Source organism: Yoonia sp. (assembly GCF_042093035.1).
Taxonomy (GTDB): Bacteria; Pseudomonadota; Alphaproteobacteria; order Rhodobacterales; family Rhodobacteraceae; genus Yoonia.
Map to the genome: position 1 here is coordinate 1 of NZ_JBELFI010000040.1, position 18960 is coordinate 18960.

An 18960-nucleotide genomic window follows, 5' to 3' on the forward strand; every position below is an offset into this window, starting at 1 on the left:
GGATGTCCTTCCCTACTTCAAGCGCATGGAAACTTGGCATGACGGCGGCCACGGCGGTGACGCGGCGTGGCGCGGAAAGGACGGCCCCCTGCATGTGACACGCGGCCCGCGCAAAAACCCGCTGACACGCGCTTTTGTCGAAGCCGGCGCGCAGGCAGGCTACCGCGTGACGGGCGACTATAACGGCGCACAACAAGAAGGCTTCGGCCCCTTTGATGCGACAATCTACAAGGGCAAACGCTGGTCCGCTGCGACGGCCTACTTACGTCCGGCACTCAAGCGGCCCAACTGCACCATCACACGCGCGCTCGCGCGGCGGATCGTCATGGAAGATGGGCGCGCCGTCGGTGTGGAGGTCAGCCGTGGCAGCAAAATCGAAGTCATCAAGGCCAACAAAGAGGTGATCGTCGCGGCGTCCTCGCTGAACTCACCCAAGCTTCTGCTGCTCTCCGGCATCGGCCCTGCCGCACATCTCAGGGACCACGGGATTGAAGTCGTGGCAGATCGCCCCGGCGTCGGCCAAAACCTGCAAGACCACCTTGAGCTCTACATCCAGCAGGCGGCGACAAAGCCGGTGTCGCTCTTCGCCCATTGGAACCTGCGCGGCAAAGCCAGGATAGGTCTTGAGTGGCTGCTGTGGAAAACCGGCCTTGGCAGCTCAAACCAGTTTGAGAGTGCGGGCTTCATCCGCTCAAAGGCGGGCGTGAAATACCCTGATATCCAATTCCACTTCCTACCCATCGCGGTCAGCTATGACGGCAAGGTCGCGCCAGAAGGGCACGGTTTTCAGGCGCATGTGGGGCCGATGCGATCGAAATCGCGCGGGCAGGTCACGCTCCGCTCCGCTGATCCGGCCGATCACCCGAAAATCGAATTCAACTACATGTCCGATCCCGACGACTGGATCGACTTTCGCAAATGCATCCGTCTGACGCGTGAGATATTCGCGCAACCCGCCTTTGATGCCTACCGTGGCCACGAAATCGCCCCCGGCGATGCGGCCCAAAGCGATGAAGACCTGGATGCGTTTATCCGCGAACATGCCGAAAGCGCCTATCACCCCTGTGGCACCTGCAAGATGGGTGCGCCAGACGATCCCATGGCCGTTGTCGACCCCGAAACGCGCGTCATCGGGGTGGCGGGCCTGCGCGTTGCCGATAGCTCCATCTTCCCGCGCGTGACCAACGGCAACACCAACGGACCGTCCCTCATGGTCGGAGAGAAAGCGGCAGACCACATTCTGCAACGCAATCCACTGGCCCCTTCAAATGACGCTCCGTGGATAGATCCCGACTGGGAAACAGCGCAGCGATAGTCGGATTAACACTTTCTTAACTTTTATTAACGAAATCACTTGCTGAGGTGACATGCCACTCTCTAGGTGAGAGCGACATGCTGCGCGCGATCTTCATTCTCATGGCCTTGCTTGCCACGCCCGTCTGGTCTGCGCCGGATGGCACCATCCGGGTGATTGATGCGGACACGATTGACGTAGGCGGCACCCGCGTGCGGCTCTTTGGCATTGACGCGCCAGAGATGGGCCAGCCCTGTGCGGCAAAGGGGCGTGAATGGGACTGCGGGGCGTGGACCCGTGACGCGGTGCGCAATCGCTATGAAGGGGAATACGCAAACTGCACGGCTCAGGATGTCGACCGCTATGGTCGGGTGGTGGCGCAGTGTTTCGTTGACGGGCAGGATATCGGGCAGATGATCGTGCAATCGGGTCTCGCTTGGGCGTTCCGGCGATATTCCGACCTTTATGATCTGGACGAAAAAGCGGCCGCGGTGCAAGAGCGCGGATTATGGGCGGTGCAGATACAATTGCCATCCGAATACCGCGCAGCCCAGCGCGCGGTACCACTGCCACCTGCGGGACAGACTTGCCTGATTAAAGGCAATATTTCTGGCAACGGGCGGATCTATCATACGCCGGGACAAGAAAACTACGCGCGCACGCGCATCAACGAAGCCGACGGCGAGCGCTGGTTTTGCTCCCGCTCTGAGGCCGAGGCCGCAGGCTGGCGCGCCGCGCGCCGATAATCGGGAATATTGATCCCGATCAATGAAGAGCATTCTGGTCGCTGATACGCTTTTCAAAAGAGCTTCATCAAAGGATCCGCTCATGGCTCATACGCCACACCAACTCCCCGAAGAATTTCCCGAACATGCCGATACAATGCTTCGACTCAAAGAGACCGACGCACATTTTGAAAAGCTCTCGGAGGACTATCACGTGCTGAACAGTGCGATCCACCGTGCCGAAACCGATCTGGAGCCAACGGACGATCTGCATATGGCGCAGATGCGCAAGGAGCGTCTGGCCCTGAAAGACCAGATCAGCGCGATACTGAACAGGGCTCAATCCAGTTGATAGGGTAACAATCCGCGGCGATCTGGGTCCACGCGCAACTGCCGCTCCAACGGCGGAACAGAGCGCTGGTGGCAATTACGCCGTTCGCAAATGCGGCATGATATTCCGATCGGGGCATAGGCTTCCGCCGCGCTGATATCCAAGTGGTCGGCGTACACGAGCGCGGGTGCGTGTTTGACTTCGCAGCCCAACCCGATCGCATAGCGGCGGGTGGGCGCGTTATAGGCGCCGCCGGATTTGCTCACGTCGCGGGCGAGGCAAAAATACCGTGCCCCATCTGGTGTTTCGGCAAGTTGGCGCAGGAATTGTCCGGGCAGTTCAAAGGCCTGATGGACATTCCACAACGGGCAGGCCCCGCCGTAGCGCGCAAATTGCAGCGTCGTGGCAGAATGCCGCTTGGTAATTGTCCCGGCCTGATCGACGCGGACAAAGAAAAACGGAATGCCCTTTGCCCCCGGACGCTGCAAAGTCGAGAGCCGATGCGCTACCTGTTCCAGTGACGCGCCAAAGCGCTTGGCGAGCACTTCAAGATCATGGCGTGTCGCCTCCGCCGCTGACAGGAAGGCCTGATACGGCATCAGCGCGGCCCCTGCGAAGTAGTTGGCCAATCCAACCTTGGCGATGCTGCGTGCCTCATCCGATTGAAACCGCGCGAGGTCCAATGTGGCCTCCAGCAGCGGCCCTTGGGTGACCAACGCCAACTGCAGCAGCAATTGGAAGCTCTGCGTTGCTTCGCTCGCATAGCGCGAAATTGATAATGCCCTGCTGGCAGGATCATAGCGCCGCACATCTGCGGCTTCTGCCAGTGTCACGGTGATTCCATGCGATTTCAACGTGCGGATTGCAGCAGCGGCCACGGTTTCATCGGGGTTCTTGCGGTCGGCAAAACGCTCTGCGCTGCGGTCTACGGCATCAATGTAGTTGTCACAGTAATGAAAGAAGTCGCGGACCTCTTCCCAGGGGCTGGGTTGCAGGCGGGCGTCCTCACGGCCCAAGGCTTCATCAAGTGACGCCAGCCGCTCATGGGTTTGGCGATAGGCGGCGTGCAGATCAAGAAAAGCACGTGCAAGGGCAGGGGCGTTTGATGCGGCGAGCCGCATATCGGCCAAGGCAGGGGCAGGGCCGGTAAAGACGGGATCGGCCAGCGCCTCGCGCATATCCCCCACCAGACGCGCTTCATCGCCCGATTGCAGCTCTGTGACGTCAAAGCCAAATTCCTGCGCCAGCCCCAGAACACCTGCCGTTGAAACGGGTCTGTTGTTATTCTCCATTTGGTTGAGATAGGGCAATGAAACCCCAAGTTTTTCGGCAAATGCCTTTTGGGTCAGTGACAAGCGCCCGCGCAATTCACGCAGCTTTGCCCCAGCATAGAGTTTTTGAACGGCCATCGAATACCTTTGCAGATTTGCTGTTTAAAATTAGCTTCTGCAAACCACGGTCGTCAAGCGATCCGCTTTTCCCGCCAGACAACAAACAGAACCGACACAAGCGCAAGGACGGAGACACCCAGCATAATCAATTGCAAAGGCATTGTGCCGGTCTCGATTGTCAGCACGCTCCCTGCGAATTGCGACAGAACAGCACCGCCACCGATCATGATCGCGCCGCCCAATCCGCTTGCTGTGCCAGCAAGATGGGGGCGTACCGAAATTGAGCCCGCGATGACACTGGGCAACGTGATCCCGTTGCCCAGCCCCAAAAAGACGCAGAAGCCAAAGAAACTGAGCGGATGATTGACCCCCACAAGGGTCAGGATTGCCGAAAGGCCGAGGCCGAAAATTGCCACCAAAGTGCCGATGATCGCCATGCGGTTGATGCCGGCACGAACCGAAAAACGACCTGATATGTAGTTGCCCATCGCATATCCGACGGCAGGTGCGCCCAATGCGATGCCACTCCACAGTGGGGAAAGGCCAAAGATTTCAGCAGCAACAAAGGAGGTGCCTCCGAGTAGGGCAAAAAATGCGCCCGACCCGAATGCCGCACAGGAGACATAGCCCCAGAAACGCGGCGAGCGAAACAATTCCGGATAGGTGCGGAATTGGTCCCGAAAGCTGGTGCCTTGCCCCTTGACGGTTTCGCCAAGATCAAAGAAGGCCAATGTCAATGTCGCCAGTCCTGCAAGCGCGAGAAATGCAAACGTCGCTTGCCAGCCAAAGATCTGTTCAAGCCCGCCGCCAATCATCGGCCCGATCATCGGTACCAGCGCCATGCCCATGGTCACATATCCAATCATCGACGCCGCCTGATTTTGCGGGACGATGTCGCGCACAATCGCGCGCCCCAGCGCAATAGTTGTGGCGACGGCCGCTTGCAGGATGCGGAACAGCAGGAATACTTCCACCGATGTAGCGAAAGCCGCGCCGATTGATGCAAGGACAAACAGTGACAACGATCCAATCACAAGGGCCCGCCGCCCGAAGCGATCCGAAATTGGGCCAATGAACACCTGTAAAACGGCAGTTGCAGCCAGATAGCCTGACAGGGCGATCTGCATGATTGCATAGTCGGTTTCGAAATAGGCCGTCATCGCGCTCAGCGACGGCAGGAAGATTGACATGCTCAACGCCGACATGCCGGTGATGAAAACCAAAGTCATGATATGCGGAGGCGTGGTCCGATCCAGAAACCGGATCTGGGGAAGCGTTGTCATGGATTTGGTGTAGGCAGCTTGGGCCGCCTTGTCTATCTTTGTTGTCGCGGCAATTGTGGGTGTAGTTTGCTAATTTGCAAAATGATACAACTGCAAATCTAGTACTTTGCAAATATTCGCATTCCCTCTTCTGTCAGGGGGTTTCCAACGCTACACAGGGCGGAACAATTGGCGGAGGTGTCATTCCATGGACGTATTGCAAGAACTTGAAACACGGCGCGCAGCGGCCCGTATGGGCGGTGGTGAAAAGCGCATCGCGGCGCAGCACAGCAAAGGCAAGCTGACCGCGCGCGAGCGTGTTGAATTGCTCTTGGATGACGGCTCATTTGAGGAGTTCGATATGTTCGTCGCGCACCGCTGCACCGATTTCGGCATGGAAAAGGAGCGCCCTGCGGGTGACGGAGTTGTTACGGGATGGGGCACGATCAACGGTCGTCTGGTCTACGTCTTCAGTCAGGACTTCACGGTCATGGGCGGTTCGGTCTCCGAGACGCACGGTCAGAAGATTTGCAAGATCATGGATATGGCAGTTCAAAACGGCGCGCCGATCATCGGCATCAACGATTCCGGTGGCGCGCGTATTCAGGAAGGTGTCGCCAGCCTTGCGGCCTACGGCGAAGTCTTTCAACGCAACATCACCGCTTCCGGCGTCGTGCCACAGATCAGCCTGATTATGGGGCCATGTGCCGGTGGAGCGGTCTATTCGCCTGCCATGACCGATTTTATCTTTATGGTCAAAGACAGCTCTTACATGTTCGTGACCGGTCCAGACGTCGTGAAAACGGTGACTAACGAACAGGTTACTGCCGAGGAGTTGGGCGGTGCATCGACCCACACCAAGAAATCCTCCGTTGCGGACGCCGCGTTTGACAACGATGTCGAGGCCTTGGCAGAGGTGCGCCGTCTTGTGGATTTCCTGCCGCTCAACAACCAGCAAAAAGCGCCGGTGCGCCCTTTCTTTGATGATGTGAACCGCCTTGACGAAAGCCTCGATACGCTTGTGCCGGATCATCCGAACACGCCTTATGACATGAAGGAGCTGATCGCCAAGCTGGCCGATGAAGGCGATTTTTACGAGATTCAAGAAGCCTTTGCCAAGAACATTCTGACCGGATTTATCCGTCTTGAAGGGGCAACAGTCGGTGTCGTGGCCAACCAGCCGATGGTGCTTGCGGGCTGTCTGGATATTGACAGCTCTCGCAAGGCTGCGCGTTTTGTGCGCTTTTGCGATGCGTTCGAAATCCCGATCCTGTCCTTGGTCGATGTGCCCGGCTTCCTGCCGGGGACGTCGCAGGAATATGGCGGTGTGATTAAACATGGGGCCAAGCTGCTTTTTGCCTACGGTGAGGCGACCGTGCCCAAAGTCACCGTGATTACGCGCAAAGCCTATGGGGGTGCCTATGTTGTGATGGCTTCCAAGCATTTGCAGGGTGATTTCAACTATGCGTGGCCCACCTCAGAGATTGCTGTGATGGGTGCCAAAGGTGCGACGGAGATTATTCACCGCGCTGATCTAGTTGATGCCGATAAGATCGCGCAGCACACCAAGGATTACGAAGACCGCTTTGCCAACCCGTTCGTTGCCGCCGAAAAAGGCGTCATCGATGAGGTCATCATGCCGCAATCCACGCGCAAGCGGGTCTGCCGCGCCTTCGCGTCCTTGCGCACCAAAAAGACGCATGTGCCGTGGAAAAAACACGACAATATTCCGCTTTAACCGCAAGTTTGGAAGTACCAGCCGATGGCCAATCTGCCGTATATGGACAAACACCGGGGCTTTCCCGGGCGCCTGCCGGGGACTGATTTTCAGTTCGTCCTGCGGCGTGCCAACAAGGATGGGGCCACCAGACTGGTCGAAAAGATCCGCTATCCTGATCGCCGCCCCGCCGATAAGCGCGCGGATGCGGGTTTCATGCAGGCGCTCTGGGATCACTTCGGAGAGGAGCCTTTTGTGCGCGGCAATCTGGATGCCGGACGACTAAGCTGGCTTTTTGGACGTGAGGTTGTAGCTGCCGAAGATCCCTTTGATCCCGCCAGTTATGAAGCCATGCTTCGGATTGATGCCGCCGTGATGCGGCAGTCCTTTCCTGATTTGGAAGGGCTCTAGGATGGCCTATGCCCCAGCCCGGAATGCCCCGGTTTCCCATTTTAGGCGAAAACCCGCCGAAATAGTGGCAGCAGAACGCAAACCCTTTGCAGTTCGGCATGGTTACGCCAAAGTCCTATCCAAGGTAATGCTTTCTAGCATATGTAGTATTACTCGTTTTCTGCACCGATACCCTTCCCATCCCCGACCTGCTTACTCACCAAGCAGGTCGGCTTGGGATTCGTGCTTGCCAAATGGCAAGTCAAACTCTGCTATTGGATATCGGGGCAAAGCCGCGCATGATATCGATACGCGTCGCATCACGGGTGATGCGCATGAAAAAACAACAATGGGTTCAAGATTATGCAAAAGACATCAATCATCCTTTCAACAGTGGCAGCATTCGGTTTGGCAGGTTGCCTTGAAAACGACGTGGAGCGCGGCGTTGTCGGCGCGGGTGCAGGGCTTGTTGCCGCTGAATTGCTTGGCACGGATCGCACCGGTTCGATGGTTGTCGGCGCCGCTGCTGGCGTGCTGTGCGACGACGCGGGCGTCTCTGCTTGCCAATAGACTAGACAATCGCGCCCTATCCGGGCGCCTCACTTCTGGAAGCCGCCAACGGGGTCTGCCCCCGCTGGCGGCTTTTTCAATTTAGGGACGTAAGATCATGTTCAAGAAAATCCTGATTGCCAACCGTGGTGAAATAGCCTGCCGTGTCATCAAGACCGCCCGCAGGATGGGTATCAAGACGGTCGCGATTTATTCCGACGCGGATCGTAACGCCCTGCATGTGAAAATGGCGGATGAGGTTGTGCATATCGGCCCGCCCCCGGCCAACCAGTCCTACATTGTGATCGACAAGGTCATGGACGCCATAAAGCAGACCGGCGCAGAGGCGGTGCATCCCGGGTATGGTTTCCTGTCAGAGAACCCCAAATTCGCAGATGCCCTTGAAGCCGCAGGCGTTGCCTTTATCGGCCCCCCCAAGGGCGCGATTGAGGCGATGGGTGACAAGATTACCTCAAAGAAGATCGCGCAGGAGGCTGATGTCTCTACCGTGCCGGGCTACATGGGGCTGATCGAGGATGCTGAAGATGCCGTCAAGATATCCAATCAGGTTGGCTATCCGGTGATGATTAAGGCCTCTGCCGGCGGCGGTGGCAAGGGGATGCGCATCGCGTGGAATGATGCAGAGGCGCGTGAAGGGTTTCAGTCGTCCAAGAACGAAGCCGCCAACAGCTTTGGTGATGACCGCATCTTTATCGAAAAATTCGTCACCCAGCCGCGCCACATCGAAATTCAGGTGCTTTGTGATGGTCATGGCAATGCGGTTTATCTGCATGAGCGCGAATGCTCGATCCAGCGCCGCAACCAAAAGGTCATTGAAGAGGCCCCAAGCCCGTTTCTTGACGAAAAGACCCGCAAGGCGATGGGCGAGCAGTCCGTCGCATTGGCGCAGGCGGTGGGCTATACCAGTGCCGGCACGGTTGAATTTATCGTCGATGGCGACCGCAACTTCTATTTCCTTGAAATGAACACCCGCTTGCAGGTGGAACACCCTGTGACAGAACTGATTACCGGCGTTGATCTGGTAGAGCAGATGATCCGCGTCGCCGCTGGCGAAAAACTGCCCTTCCGGCAGTCCGATCTGAAGATCAACGGCTGGGCCATGGAAAGCCGTCTTTATGCCGAAGACCCATACCGCGGGTTTCTACCGTCGATTGGCCGTCTGACCCGCTATCGCCCGCCCTTGGAAGAGGCGACGCCAACACGTGCCGTGCGCAATGACACCGGCGTCTATGAGGGTGGCGAGATCAGCATGTATTACGACCCGATGATCGCGAAGCTCTGCACTTGGGCACCCGACCGCGCAACTGCGATTGAAGAGATGCGGCTGGCGCTGGACGGGTTTGAGCTGGAAGGGATCGGGCACAACCTGCCTTTTCTTGCCGCCGTTTATGACCACCCCAAATTCACCAGCGGCAATATGACGACCGCCTTTATTGAAGAAGAATACCCCGACGGGTTTGATGGTGTGACCCTGCCCGAAGCGGATTGTGTCCGCGTAGCAGCGGCATCTGCGGCCATGCACCGTGTCGCTGAAATTCGCCGCACCCGCATATCAGGCCGGATGGATAACCATGAACGTCATGTCGGCAGTGATTGGGTCGTCAGGTTGCAGGGTCAGGCCCATGACGTCGTCATTGGTGCCGACAAGTCCGGCGCTGATGTGACTATCGGCGCGCAAACCATGCGGGTTGAAAGCAATTGGACGCCCGGCGATCCATTGGCGCGGTTGCGCGTTGATGGGACGCCGCTTGTGCTGAAGATCGGCAAGATTTCGGGCGGATTCCGGGTACGGTATCGCGGGGCGGATCTGAAGGTGCATGTGCGCACCCCGCGTCAGGCTGAACTGGCCGCGCTGATGCCCGAAAAGGTGGCGCCTGATACGTCGAAATACCTGCTTTGCCCGATGCCGGGTCTGATCGTCAAGGTCGATGTGGCCGAAGGCGATGAGGTGCAGGAAGGTCAGGCGCTTTGCACGGTCGAAGCGATGAAAATGGAAAACATCCTGCGGGCTGAAAAGAAGGGCGTGGTGAAAAAGGTCAACGCTGATGCGGGCGCCAGCCTTGCAGTGGATGATGTCATCATGGAATTTGAATAGGTGAAGGGCTGGCTGGCATATGGCGGTGCGTTCGCATGTGCTGTTGGCGCAGCGCTGCTGAGCTATTTTGCAGCCTTCTATCAGGTGATAACGGGCGCTGGCTATGGCATCGCAGGCTTTGTCCTGATGGCCGTTGTCGCACCCGTTGTCGTTGGGCTGGTGACGTTTGGCCTCACCTATTTTGCGTTTACGAAGACGCGCTTCAGTGTTTCTGGCTGGGCCTGCGGTATTGCTTTCGTCGCAGTAACCACCGCTGTCTCCTTTGGTCTCATCGTTGCCGATATCCTGGAGGATCCGCAGGCGGCGCTTTTGTTGGTCACAATACTGTTTGTCGGAGGGCGCCTGATGACCAAGCGCGTGTCCAATGCCTGAGCTTTATTCGCCCGCCAGCCGTCGATCCGAGATCTCTTGCTGGCGCAGCGGCATCTTGTCGATTGACCGTGACAGCTCACGGACGCTCCATGGGGACGGCTTGCGCAGGGCGACGCGCCCGTCTTTGCCAACCAGCGTCAACATATATCCGCGCGGGCGCAATTCTGTGCGCAGATCGGTCATTGCCGTCCGATCTGTATCCGTGATGACAATGACATCGCGTTCGGCCAATTGGTCCATCTCTGCCAGAAGCAAATCCATCTGTTGCTTGAAACGCGGATCTTCCGGCGTGTCCGCGAATATGACCAAAGGCCTCAGAACCCAAGTGAGTTCATCCAGCGCAATCTCCGCACCATCGAAGACCTGTGTCGGATCTTCGGTCCACCGTTCAAAGACGGTTGGTTCTTCTGCCGCAGCCGGAACGGCAAGCGATGCGGCCACTGCGATGTTCAAGAGTAACTTCATAAATCCCGATATAGAGGCGCGCGCGCCAAAAGCTAAGGGGCAAGTGAAAATGAGTGCAAACAAATCCGTGTTTACCCCCGAATTACCCTTAGGAGGACCATATGTCTGATAGGAAAACCTGGGAAGAAATTGCCAAAAAAGAGTTACGTGGCAAGCCCTTGGAGGCGCTGACATGGGATACATTGGAAGGCATCGAGGTCCAGCCGCTTTATACAGCGGACGACACGGACGCATTGCCGCATATGGGCGGCATTCCCGGGCAGGCGCCTTTTACGCGCGGTGTCAAAGCCACGATGTACGCTGGCCGCCCCTGGACGATCCGCCAATATGCAGGGTTTTCGACAGCCGAGGAATCCAACGCATTTTATCGCAAGGCACTGGCCGCAGGGCAGCAGGGTGTTTCCGTGGCCTTCGATCTGGCCACCCACCGTGGCTATGACAGTGACCACCCGCGTGTGGAAGGCGACGTTGGCAAGGCTGGTGTGGCCATCGACAGCGTTGAAGATATGAAAATCCTCTTTGACGGCATTCCGCTCGATAAAGTCAGCGTGTCTATGACGATGAATGGCGCCGTGATCCCAATTCTGGCGAATTTCATCGTTGCAGGCGAAGAGCAGGGACATCCCCGCAATGTCCTGTCTGGCACCATTCAGAATGACATTCTGAAGGAATTCATGGTGCGCAATACCTATGTCTACCCGCCAGAGCCGTCGATGCGCATTATTGCCGATATCATCGAGTACACGACCGATGAGATGCCGAAATTCAACTCGATTTCAATCTCGGGCTATCACATGCAGGAAGCGGGCGCGAATTTGGTGCAGGAACTGGCCTATACACTGGCTGACGGGCGCGAATATGTCCGTACGGCGATTGCGCGCGGCATGGACGTAGATCAGTTTGCCGGACGGCTCAGTTTCTTCTTTGCTATTGGTATGAACTTCTTCATGGAAGCTGCGAAACTGCGCGCCGCCCGCTTGCTTTGGTCGCGCATCATGGCAGAATTTGAACCCAAGAACCCCAAGTCATCCATGCTGCGCACCCATTGCCAGACATCTGGCGTGTCGTTGCAGGAACAGGATCCCTATAACAACGTGATCCGCACCGCCTATGAGGCGATGAGCGCGGTTTTGGGCGGCACGCAGTCGCTCCATACGAACGCGTTGGACGAAGCAATCGCCTTGCCCACCGAATTCAGCGCCCGGATTGCGCGCAACACGCAGTTGATCTTACAGGAAGAAACGGGTGTGACGCATGTGGTCGATCCGCTCGCTGGTTCATACTACGTCGAAAACCTGACCCATGAACTGGCAGAGGCTGCATGGGCCTTGATCGAGGAGGTTGAAGAGATGGGCGGCATGACGAAGGCTGTGGCCTCTGGCATGCCGAAGCTGCGGATTGAGGAAACTGCCGCCAAGCGACAGGCGGGCATTGATCGCGGGACTGAAGTTGTCGTGGGCGTCAATAAGTACCGCAAGGACAATGAAGACCCGATTGATATTCTCGATATAGACAATGATGCGGTGCGCCTGTCCCAGATCGCCCGGATTGATGCCACGAAAGCGGCCCGTGATGGCGCCGCCTGTGAGGCCGCATTGAAGGAATTGACCCGCCGCGCCAATGAAGGCGGCAACCTGTTAGAGGCCGCGGTTGAAGCATCCCGCGCCCGCGCCACAGTCGGAGAGATCAGCATGGCCATGGAAAAAGCATTCGGGCGCCACCGCGCCGAGGTAAAGACGCTCGCGGGGGTTTATGGGGCGGCCTATGAAGGCGATGAGGGCTTTGCCGCCATTCAGGAAAGCGTTGAGGCATTTGCCGCAGACGAGGGCCGCCGCCCGCGTATGTTGGTCGTGAAAATGGGCCAGGACGGACATGATCGTGGTGCCAAGGTGATTGCGACAGCCTTTGCCGATATTGGTTTTGACGTGGATGTGGGCCCCTTGTTCCAGACGCCCGCAGAGGCTGCGCAGGATGCGATTGATAACGACGTGCATGTGATCGGGATCAGCTCTCAGGCGGCGGGGCACAAGACGCTGGCGCCCAAACTTGTGGCCGCGCTCAAAGAGGCAGGGGCCGGTGATATCATCGTCATCTGTGGCGGTGTTATTCCCCAGCAGGACTATCAGTTCTTGTATGATAGCGGCGTGAAGGCGATCTTTGGACCGGGGACGAATATCCCAAAGGCCGCACAGGATATTCTGGGGCTGATCCGGCAAGCACGTGGTTAAGGAACTTTCGCCCGGCCGTTAGGTCGGGCAGCGCCGTTCCGCCCCAACGGGGCGGCGCTTCGCACCACCCCTCGGAACGACGCTGCCCGACGATTGAGAGGCTAATATGCTTATCCTCGACCACCTTGCCGTTGCTGGCACATCTCTGGAAGAAGGAACCGCGTCGGTCGAAGACCGCCCTGGCGTCCCGCTCCAAGTTGGTGGCAAGCATCGGCGCTTTGGCACACATAACACCCTTCTTGGCTTGGCCGATGGCGTCTATCTGGAGGTGATCGCGAAAGACCCTGACGCGGTCCCTGAAGCAGGTCGTGGCTGGTTTGGGCTGGATCAATTCACAGGTCCGCCTGCGATGGAAGCGACGTTCGAGACGCCACATGGCCTACGGGTACTGACATGATACGTGCCGCAATTTCTGAAGATGCTCCGGCCGTTGCAGTCATCTGGAATGACGCCATTCGCAACACGACGATCACTTTTAATCCGGTCGAAAAGAGCGAAGCAGAAGTCGCATCGCTGATTGCGCAGGACTGCCTTGTTTGGGAAGACAATAGGCGTGTCTTGGGCTTTGCGCGCTATTTCCCTTTTCGCGGCGGTGAAGGCTACCGTTTCACTGTTGAGCACACGATCATGCTCCATGAAGATGTGCAGGGCAGGGGCGCTGGGCGCGCTTTGATGGACGCCCTTTGTGCCCAGGCGAAAGTCGCTGGCAAGCACTCCATGTTTGCCGGATGCAGTGCGGAAAATGCGGAGGCTGTGCGTTTTCATGCGCGGATGGGGTTCGCGGAGGTTGCAACGCTGCCCGAAGTGGGGTTCAAATTCGGGCGTTGGATTGATCTGGTATTGATGCAAAAAACCCTTTGAAAGGCCCCGTCTGATGTCCATTTGGACGCGCATCGCAGAAGCACTCTCGGCTTTGGCCAGTGGCGAAAGCTTGTCGGAGGTGTTTGAAAAACTCCGGACGTCGCCTGACCGGACGGTGGGATTTACGATTGCCGTCATCGCACTGGGTGCCAAGATGGCGAAGGCCGACGGTCAGGTGACCAAGGACGAGGTCGTCGCCTTTCGCGAAGTCTTTCTGATCCCCCGCGATGAAGAGGCCAACGCCGCCCGTGTCTTCAACCTCGCGCGGCAGGATGTTGCGGGGTATGATCTTTATGCCCGCCGGATCAAGGCCATGTATGATGCCGACGACAGAGCCTTGTGCGACCTGCTCGAAGGGCTGTTTCATATCGCGGTGGCAGATGGGGTTTATCATCCAAAGGAAGATGATTTCCTGCATAATGTGGCCCAGATATTTGGATTTGACGAGCGCCGCTTTCGCAGTATCCGCGCGCAATTCGTGGATGAAGCAGTGCGGGACCCATTCGATGTTCTAGGTGTTGAGCCTGATGCCCCGATGAAAGATATCCGTGCCGCCTGGCGGCGATTGGTGCGCGAAACCCACCCCGATCAGATGATGGCCCGCGGGGTGCCGGAGGAGGCCGTGAAACTGGCGGAGCGTCGCCTTGTTGCGATCAACCGGGCTTGGGAAGACATTCAGGGCCGTGCCGCATGAGGCTTGCGACCTACAATGTCGAATGGTTCAGCAGCCTGTTTGACGACGATGGGCGGCTTATCAACGATGGCAGCTGGTCGTCACGATGGAATGTTACAAAGGCGCAACAGATAGCCGGACTTGGCCATGTCTTTGGCGCTCTGAACGCGGATGCCGTGATGATTATCGAGGCCCCGGACACCAGCCCGCACCGCAATTCTGTCACGGCGCTGGAGCATTTCGCCGCCCATTTTGATCTGCGTGCACGTGCCGCGATCACCGGCTTTACCAATGAAACCCAACAAGAAATTGCACTTCTTTATGATCCCGATGTTCTATCCGCCGCACATGATCCGCAAAGCGCGCCCGATGCACCGCGTTTTGACCGCGCATTGCAGCTTGATGTGGACACGGACGCCCATCCTGACCCCATCCGCTGGTCCAAGCCGCCGCTTGAGGTTGCGCTGCGCACCGCGTCAGGGGAAGACCTGCGCCTGATCGGGGTTCATGCGAAATCAAAGGCGCCGCATGGCGCCCGCGACGCCGCCGAAGCGACCCGCATTTCCATCCAGAACAGGCGCAAGCAATTGGCCCAGTGCATTTGGCTTCGCAGACGCGTCAGCGCACATCTGGCGGCGGGCGATGATCTGATTGTAATGGGCGATTTTAATGATGGTCCGGGGCTGGATGAATACGAAAAGCTGTTCGGCCGCTCCGGGATCGAGATCGTCCTGGGTGAGGGCGAAGAGCTGCCGATGTTTGATCCGCACGCGCGTTTGGCGCTTGGCCGCAAGATTGGTGCGATGCCCACAACGGCCCGGTTCAAGCGCAAGGGACAACCCTTTCTACAAGCGCTTCTGGACTATGTCATGGTGTCCCCGCAACTGCGTGAAATGCAACCAGAGTGGCAGATCTGGCATCCGTTTGACCATCCTGCCTGCTATGCTGATGTGGCGCTGCGCACCGCACTTTTGGACGCCTCAGATCATTTTCCGGTCGTTTTGGACATCGATCTGTGAATTGAAAATGGGCCTTTGGGTGCCTATATCGGCTGCATGAAACAAATTGCTGCATATGCGCTTGTTTTTGCGCTGGCGGTCATGCCGGCCTTTGCGCAGGACGAAACAGTGCCTGAAACCGACGACGGTTTGACCCTGATGGAGGAGGGCGCACGCATGTTGATGCGCGGTCTCATGACAGAAATCGAGCCCGCGATAGAGGGTCTGCGCGACGGGTTTGAGGAGATGGGTCCGGCATTCGCTGAATTCGCGCAATCGGTCGGACCGGCTTTTGCTGATCTGCTTAATCAGGTTGATGATTTCCGGAATTATGAAGCGCCGGAATTTTTGCCAAATGGTGACATCATCATCCGCAGATCGCCCGATGCACCTTTGTGGACACCAGAGCCTGACCCCGAAACCGGCGAGGTCGACCTCTAGTCACTTGGTGAATTTCACCGTGCCAGTGCCGCCCATCGCGTTGGCGAGGGCGGCAAATCGTGCCTCTGCCACTTCACCGAACAGCGGGCGCGCCTGTCTGGTCAGGCGGAGCATCAGTTCGCCCGTCTTGGGCTTCCATTTCAATGTGCCCGGTTCCGCATCCGCGGTGAGCCATAGCATTGCGCCCAAACGCATCGCCCGTCCCAGAATTTCGGCCTCTTTGATCTGCGTGTCATCAAGCAATGCAAAGAGCGGCTCAAAGCGTGAATTGGCGGTTTTGCTGGTGTAGCGGTTCATCAGCGCAAGCCCCAAAAGGACGCGTTCATAGTGTTTCAAACCACCCAGATTGGCGCGCGTTGCGTTGTCAAAGGTCACCTCCCCGCGATAGTCGGGGTGGGCGCGCCAACTGACGTCATGCAGCAAGCAGGCGGCCTTGATGATCCGCTTTCGCTGCCAATTCGCACGCGGGAACAAGGGTTTGACAAACTCATAGAGGATGCGGCCGAACCCCGGCAGGCGCGCGTCTTTTGCTTCGACAAAGCGGCAGGCCTCAATCAAGGGATCACGCTCGCGCAATTCGCGGGGCATTTGTTCATAAAGCATCCCTTCGCGGATGCCGTAGGATGAAATCGCGACGTCTTTGGGTTTGAACGTCCGCATCAGCTCTTTGAGAACGATCGCCGCCAATGGTACCAGTGACATCCGGCTGTCAGAGATGTTGCAACGCACCCGCAATTCTTGCAGGTCGCTCTTGCGGATGTATTCGGCGGTCTTGCTGATTTGGCGCGACGACATGCGGTATTCATGCAGGACGGTCAGCGGATAATTGCGGCGCTCCATATCGACGCGGGCGATGGCGCGCCATGAGCCACCCACCAGAAACAGGCGCATCCCGGTTTCATTGCCCATCTCATCGTGTAGCTGCGCCATGGTTTCACGCACATAGGCTTTGACCGCTTTGCGCCCGCCCTTGATTTCGCGCAGCTTCAGCGGCCCCAATGCTGATGTCACTCGTCGCCCGACGCGGCCCTCCGCCAGATCTGCCAACTCCATCGAGGAGCCGCCGATGTCGCAGACAAGCCCGTAGCTGCCCGGCCATCCCAAAAGCACACCCTGCGCGGAGAGACGCGCCTCTTCCTTGCCGTCAATGACCCAGAGCTTGATGCCGGTTTCACGTAACACATCGTCGCGGAATTCCATGCCATCGGATGCTTCGCGCACTGCCGCGGTTGCCACGGCAGTCAGTGCCGGAATGCCCATGCCATCGGCCAATGCTGCAAAGCGCCGGATCGCGGAAACAGCGCGCATGCGGCCTTCGGGGTTCAAATGACCAGTTTGCGACAGGCCTGCGCCCAAAGCGCACATGATCTTTTCGTTGTAGAAATACGCAGGCGACCGCGCGGCCCCGTCAAACACAACCATCCGAACCGAGTTCGAACCCACATCAATGACGCCGACCCGTGACAGGCCCTTTGCTGCCGCATCTTCGAACAAAGGGCGCCCAAAGGGGCCCCAATCGATGGCATCCGCGTCTTGCGTTTGTGTCATGACGTTCCCCGACATCGTCCCCGGGAAAAGGTATCAATCAATCATCGTCATGCGTCAACTGCGGGACATCAGATGCCCCTGCCGATCCGCGCCCCGAAAGCGATGGGTTTTCCATGAAGAAACGGTGGCAGTTGAAGGCAAAACTGCCTTCCTCGACCGTGCCGCGCGTGAAACTGCCGTCGGCTGCCATGACCCAGCTTTGCGCCACATCGGCCATGTTGGCGGCCATGATCTGGCTGACGATTTGCGCTTTGACGGTCGCGTTCTTGATCTCCACAAGCGTTTCGACCCGCCGGTTGAGGTTCCGGCCCATCCAGTCGGCGGAGCTGATGTAGACGCGCGCTTTCTTGGAGGGCAAAGCGTGGCCGTTGCCAAAACACACAATGCGGGAGTGTTCCAAGAACCGCCCAACGATCGATTTCACGCGGATATTTTCCGACAGACCTGCGACGCCGGGCCGCAAGCCACAGATGCCACGCACCACAAGGCTGATCTTCACGCCCGCGCTGCTGGCGGCATAAAGTGCATCGATCACATCGCTGTCAATCAGCGAATTCATTTTGGACCAGATCACCGCCGGTTTGCCCGCTTTTGCGTTTTCCGCCTCATTCGCGATCTGCTCAAGCAGGCTTGCCTTGAGGTTCAAAGGCGAGATTTTGAGGTTCTCAAGCCCATCCGGTTGCGCATAACCGGAGAGGTAATTGAAGACTTTGGTCGCGTCACGCCCCAGTTTTTTGTCGCAGGTAAACAGGCTCAGGTCGGTGTAGATTCGCGCGGTGATCGGGTGGTAATTGCCAGTGCCGAAATGGGTGTAGGTCACCAGTTTATCGCCCTCACGCCGGACCACGGTGCTGATCTTTGCGTGGGTTTTGTAGTTCAGGAACCCATAAACCACATGCGCGCCCGCGCGTTCCAGTCGCCGCGATTGCCGGATGTTGGCGGCTTCATCAAAGCGTGCCTTCAGTTCCACCAACGCGGTGACAGACTTGCCATCTTCTGCGGCTTCACAAAGCGCCTCCACGATGGGGGAGCGTTTGGACGTCCGGTAGAGCGTCTGCTTGATCGCCACTACGTTGGGGTCTCGCGCCGCTTGCGTCAAGAACCGCACGACCATGTCGAAGGTTTCATAGGGGTGGTGCAGCAGCATGTCTTTTTGGCTGATCGCTGCGAACATATCGCCATCGTGGTCCTGTACCCGTTCCGGTACACGCGGCGCGAATGTGGGCCAGAGCAGGTCGGGCCGTTCATCCAGTACCAGTTCACCCAAATCCGCGATACCGATCAGCCCATCGACTTCAACCACAGTTTCGTCGGTGACATGGAGCTCCGACATAATGAGTGTTTTCAGAGCGTTGGGCGCGTTGGCAGAGATTTTAAGGCGGACAACCTCTCCACGCCGCCGCCGTTTAAGTGCTGTTTCAAACTCGCGCACCAAATCTTCGGCTTCGTCTTCCAGTTCCAGATCACTGTCGCGCAGGACTTTGAAGGCGCAGTTGCCCTTGATCCGGTAGCCCGGAAAAAGCTGCTCAATATGCAGCAAGAGCAATTCTTCAAGAGGCAGGAACCGATGTCCGTATTCCGTCGGAAGCGCCACAAACC

The 18960-nt window shown here is 57.8% G+C and carries 19 protein-coding genes; 14 read left to right on the forward strand and 5 right to left on the reverse strand.

What is annotated here, in order from left to right; all coding sequences use genetic code 11:
• The 3 genes from ACFDSS_RS07280 to ACFDSS_RS07290 all read left to right on the forward strand — a co-directional run.
• Positions 1-1315, forward strand: a 1315-nt coding sequence (locus tag ACFDSS_RS07280) for a choline dehydrogenase (protein WP_375255102.1), incomplete at its 5' end; no start/stop codon positions are given.
• A 77-nt stretch (positions 1316-1392) separates the two neighbouring features.
• Entirely contained in the window at positions 1393-2040 is a 648-nt protein-coding gene (locus ACFDSS_RS07285; RefSeq protein WP_375255103.1) for a thermonuclease family protein, read from the forward strand.
• Between the two features lie 82 nt (positions 2041-2122).
• Positions 2123-2371 carry a YdcH family protein gene (locus ACFDSS_RS07290; RefSeq protein WP_375255104.1) on the forward strand — a complete coding sequence of 83 codons (249 nt, stop codon included), beginning with the start codon at positions 2123-2125 and terminating at the stop codon, positions 2369-2371.
• Here ACFDSS_RS07290 and ACFDSS_RS07295 read toward each other — a convergent pair.
• Both ACFDSS_RS07295 and ACFDSS_RS07300 read right to left on the reverse strand, forming a co-directional pair.
• On the reverse strand, positions 2359-3759 hold the full coding sequence (locus ACFDSS_RS07295) for a short-chain fatty acyl-CoA regulator family protein (RefSeq protein WP_375255105.1): 1401 nt from the start codon (positions 3757-3759) through the stop codon (positions 2359-2361). The two genes, ACFDSS_RS07290 and ACFDSS_RS07295, sit on opposite strands and share 13 nt — an antisense overlap.
• Before the next feature lie 53 nt (positions 3760-3812).
• Positions 3813-5024 (reverse strand): multidrug effflux MFS transporter, encoded by a 1212-nt coding sequence (locus ACFDSS_RS07300; protein ID WP_375255106.1) that lies wholly within the window; start codon positions 5022-5024, stop codon positions 3813-3815.
• Between the two features lie 187 nt (positions 5025-5211).
• On the opposite strand from ACFDSS_RS07300, the gene ACFDSS_RS07305 reads away from it, so the two are divergent.
• From ACFDSS_RS07305 to ACFDSS_RS07325, 5 genes are all read left to right on the forward strand, one after another.
• The gene (locus tag ACFDSS_RS07305; RefSeq protein WP_375255107.1) at positions 5212-6741 is read left to right on the forward strand and encodes an acyl-CoA carboxylase subunit beta; all 1530 of its coding nucleotides are present in this window, start codon (positions 5212-5214) and stop codon (positions 6739-6741) included.
• A 42-nt stretch (positions 6742-6783) separates the two neighbouring features.
• Positions 6784-7131, forward strand: coding sequence for a hypothetical protein (locus ACFDSS_RS07310; RefSeq protein WP_375255120.1), 348 nt, complete (start codon positions 6784-6786; stop codon positions 7129-7131).
• 342 nt (positions 7132-7473) lie between these two features.
• Positions 7474-7680 carry a hypothetical protein gene (locus ACFDSS_RS07315; protein ID WP_375255108.1) on the forward strand — a complete coding sequence of 69 codons (207 nt, stop codon included), beginning with the start codon at positions 7474-7476 and terminating at the stop codon, positions 7678-7680.
• A gap of 97 nt (positions 7681-7777) precedes the next feature.
• Positions 7778-9775: an acetyl-CoA carboxylase biotin carboxylase subunit gene (locus ACFDSS_RS07320; RefSeq protein WP_375255109.1), complete on the forward strand. Its 1998-nt coding sequence runs from the start codon at positions 7778-7780 to the stop codon at positions 9773-9775.
• Positions 9776-10147 carry a hypothetical protein gene (locus ACFDSS_RS07325; RefSeq protein WP_375255110.1) on the forward strand — a complete coding sequence of 124 codons (372 nt, stop codon included), beginning with the start codon at positions 9776-9778 and terminating at the stop codon, positions 10145-10147.
• 3 nt (positions 10148-10150) lie between these two features.
• Here the strand turns inward: ACFDSS_RS07325 and ACFDSS_RS07330 are convergent, their stop codons facing one another.
• The gene (locus tag ACFDSS_RS07330; protein WP_375255111.1) at positions 10151-10612 is read right to left on the reverse strand and encodes a DUF4174 domain-containing protein; all 462 of its coding nucleotides are present in this window, start codon (positions 10610-10612) and stop codon (positions 10151-10153) included.
• Positions 10613-10713: 101 nt separating this feature from the next.
• On the opposite strand from ACFDSS_RS07330, the gene scpA reads away from it, so the two are divergent.
• The 6 genes from scpA to ACFDSS_RS07360 all read left to right on the forward strand — a co-directional run bounded on the left by scpA (position 10714) and on the right by ACFDSS_RS07360 (position 15813).
• Entirely contained in the window at positions 10714-12840 is a 2127-nt protein-coding gene (scpA, locus tag ACFDSS_RS07335; protein ID WP_375255112.1) for a methylmalonyl-CoA mutase, read from the forward strand.
• Positions 12841-12946: 106 nt separating this feature from the next.
• On the forward strand, positions 12947-13237 hold the full coding sequence (locus tag ACFDSS_RS07340; protein ID WP_375255113.1) for a VOC family protein: 291 nt from the start codon (positions 12947-12949) through the stop codon (positions 13235-13237).
• Positions 13234-13701 (forward strand): GNAT family N-acetyltransferase, encoded by a 468-nt coding sequence (locus ACFDSS_RS07345; RefSeq protein WP_375255114.1) that lies wholly within the window; start codon positions 13234-13236, stop codon positions 13699-13701. Before ACFDSS_RS07340 ends, ACFDSS_RS07345 begins: the two co-directional genes overlap by 4 nt.
• A gap of 13 nt (positions 13702-13714) precedes the next feature.
• Positions 13715-14395: a TerB family tellurite resistance protein gene (locus tag ACFDSS_RS07350; protein WP_375255115.1), complete on the forward strand. Its 681-nt coding sequence runs from the start codon at positions 13715-13717 to the stop codon at positions 14393-14395.
• Positions 14392-15393, forward strand: coding sequence for an endonuclease/exonuclease/phosphatase family protein (locus tag ACFDSS_RS07355; RefSeq protein WP_375255116.1), 1002 nt, complete (start codon positions 14392-14394; stop codon positions 15391-15393). The genes ACFDSS_RS07350 and ACFDSS_RS07355 overlap by 4 nt, the downstream gene beginning before the upstream one ends.
• A 36-nt stretch (positions 15394-15429) precedes the next feature.
• On the forward strand, positions 15430-15813 hold the full coding sequence (locus ACFDSS_RS07360; RefSeq protein WP_375255117.1) for an AAA+ family ATPase: 384 nt from the start codon (positions 15430-15432) through the stop codon (positions 15811-15813).
• Here the strand turns inward: ACFDSS_RS07360 and ACFDSS_RS07365 are convergent, their stop codons facing one another.
• Both ACFDSS_RS07365 and ppk1 read right to left on the reverse strand, forming a co-directional pair.
• Entirely contained in the window at positions 15814-17361 is a 1548-nt protein-coding gene (locus ACFDSS_RS07365; RefSeq protein WP_375255118.1) for a Ppx/GppA family phosphatase, read from the reverse strand. It abuts the gene before it with no gap.
• A 37-nt stretch (positions 17362-17398) separates the two neighbouring features.
• The coding region (gene ppk1 / locus ACFDSS_RS07370) for a polyphosphate kinase 1 (RefSeq protein ID WP_375255119.1) at positions 17399-18960 on the reverse strand (1562 nt) is incomplete at its 5' end.

Bases quoted from the DNA above. Each gene is read 5' to 3' on its own strand.
- ACFDSS_RS07285 (WP_375255103.1), top strand. From the start codon at position 1,393: ATGCTGCGCGCGATCTTCATTCTCATGGCCTTGCTTGCCACGCCCGTC.
- ACFDSS_RS07290 (WP_375255104.1), top strand. From the start codon at position 2,123: ATGGCTCATACGCCACACCAACTCCCCGAAGAATTTCCCGAACATGCC.
- ACFDSS_RS07295 (WP_375255105.1), bottom strand. From the start codon at position 3,759: ATGGCCGTTCAAAAACTCTATGCTGGGGCAAAGCTGCGTGAATTGCGC.
- ACFDSS_RS07300 (WP_375255106.1), bottom strand. From the start codon at position 5,024: ATGACAACGCTTCCCCAGATCCGGTTTCTGGATCGGACCACGCCTCCG.
- ACFDSS_RS07305 (WP_375255107.1), top strand. From the start codon at position 5,212: ATGGACGTATTGCAAGAACTTGAAACACGGCGCGCAGCGGCCCGTATG.
- ACFDSS_RS07310 (WP_375255120.1), top strand. From the start codon at position 6,784: ATGGACAAACACCGGGGCTTTCCCGGGCGCCTGCCGGGGACTGATTTT.
- ACFDSS_RS07315 (WP_375255108.1), top strand. From the start codon at position 7,474: ATGCAAAAGACATCAATCATCCTTTCAACAGTGGCAGCATTCGGTTTG.
- ACFDSS_RS07320 (WP_375255109.1), top strand. From the start codon at position 7,778: ATGTTCAAGAAAATCCTGATTGCCAACCGTGGTGAAATAGCCTGCCGT.
- ACFDSS_RS07330 (WP_375255111.1), bottom strand. From the start codon at position 10,612: ATGAAGTTACTCTTGAACATCGCAGTGGCCGCATCGCTTGCCGTTCCG.
- scpA (WP_375255112.1), top strand. From the start codon at position 10,714: ATGTCTGATAGGAAAACCTGGGAAGAAATTGCCAAAAAAGAGTTACGT.
- ACFDSS_RS07340 (WP_375255113.1), top strand. From the start codon at position 12,947: ATGCTTATCCTCGACCACCTTGCCGTTGCTGGCACATCTCTGGAAGAA.
- ACFDSS_RS07345 (WP_375255114.1), top strand. From the start codon at position 13,234: ATGATACGTGCCGCAATTTCTGAAGATGCTCCGGCCGTTGCAGTCATC.
- ACFDSS_RS07350 (WP_375255115.1), top strand. From the start codon at position 13,715: ATGTCCATTTGGACGCGCATCGCAGAAGCACTCTCGGCTTTGGCCAGT.
- ACFDSS_RS07355 (WP_375255116.1), top strand. From the start codon at position 14,392: ATGAGGCTTGCGACCTACAATGTCGAATGGTTCAGCAGCCTGTTTGAC.
- ACFDSS_RS07360 (WP_375255117.1), top strand. From the start codon at position 15,430: ATGAAACAAATTGCTGCATATGCGCTTGTTTTTGCGCTGGCGGTCATG.
- ACFDSS_RS07365 (WP_375255118.1), bottom strand. From the start codon at position 17,361: ATGACACAAACGCAAGACGCGGATGCCATCGATTGGGGCCCCTTTGGG.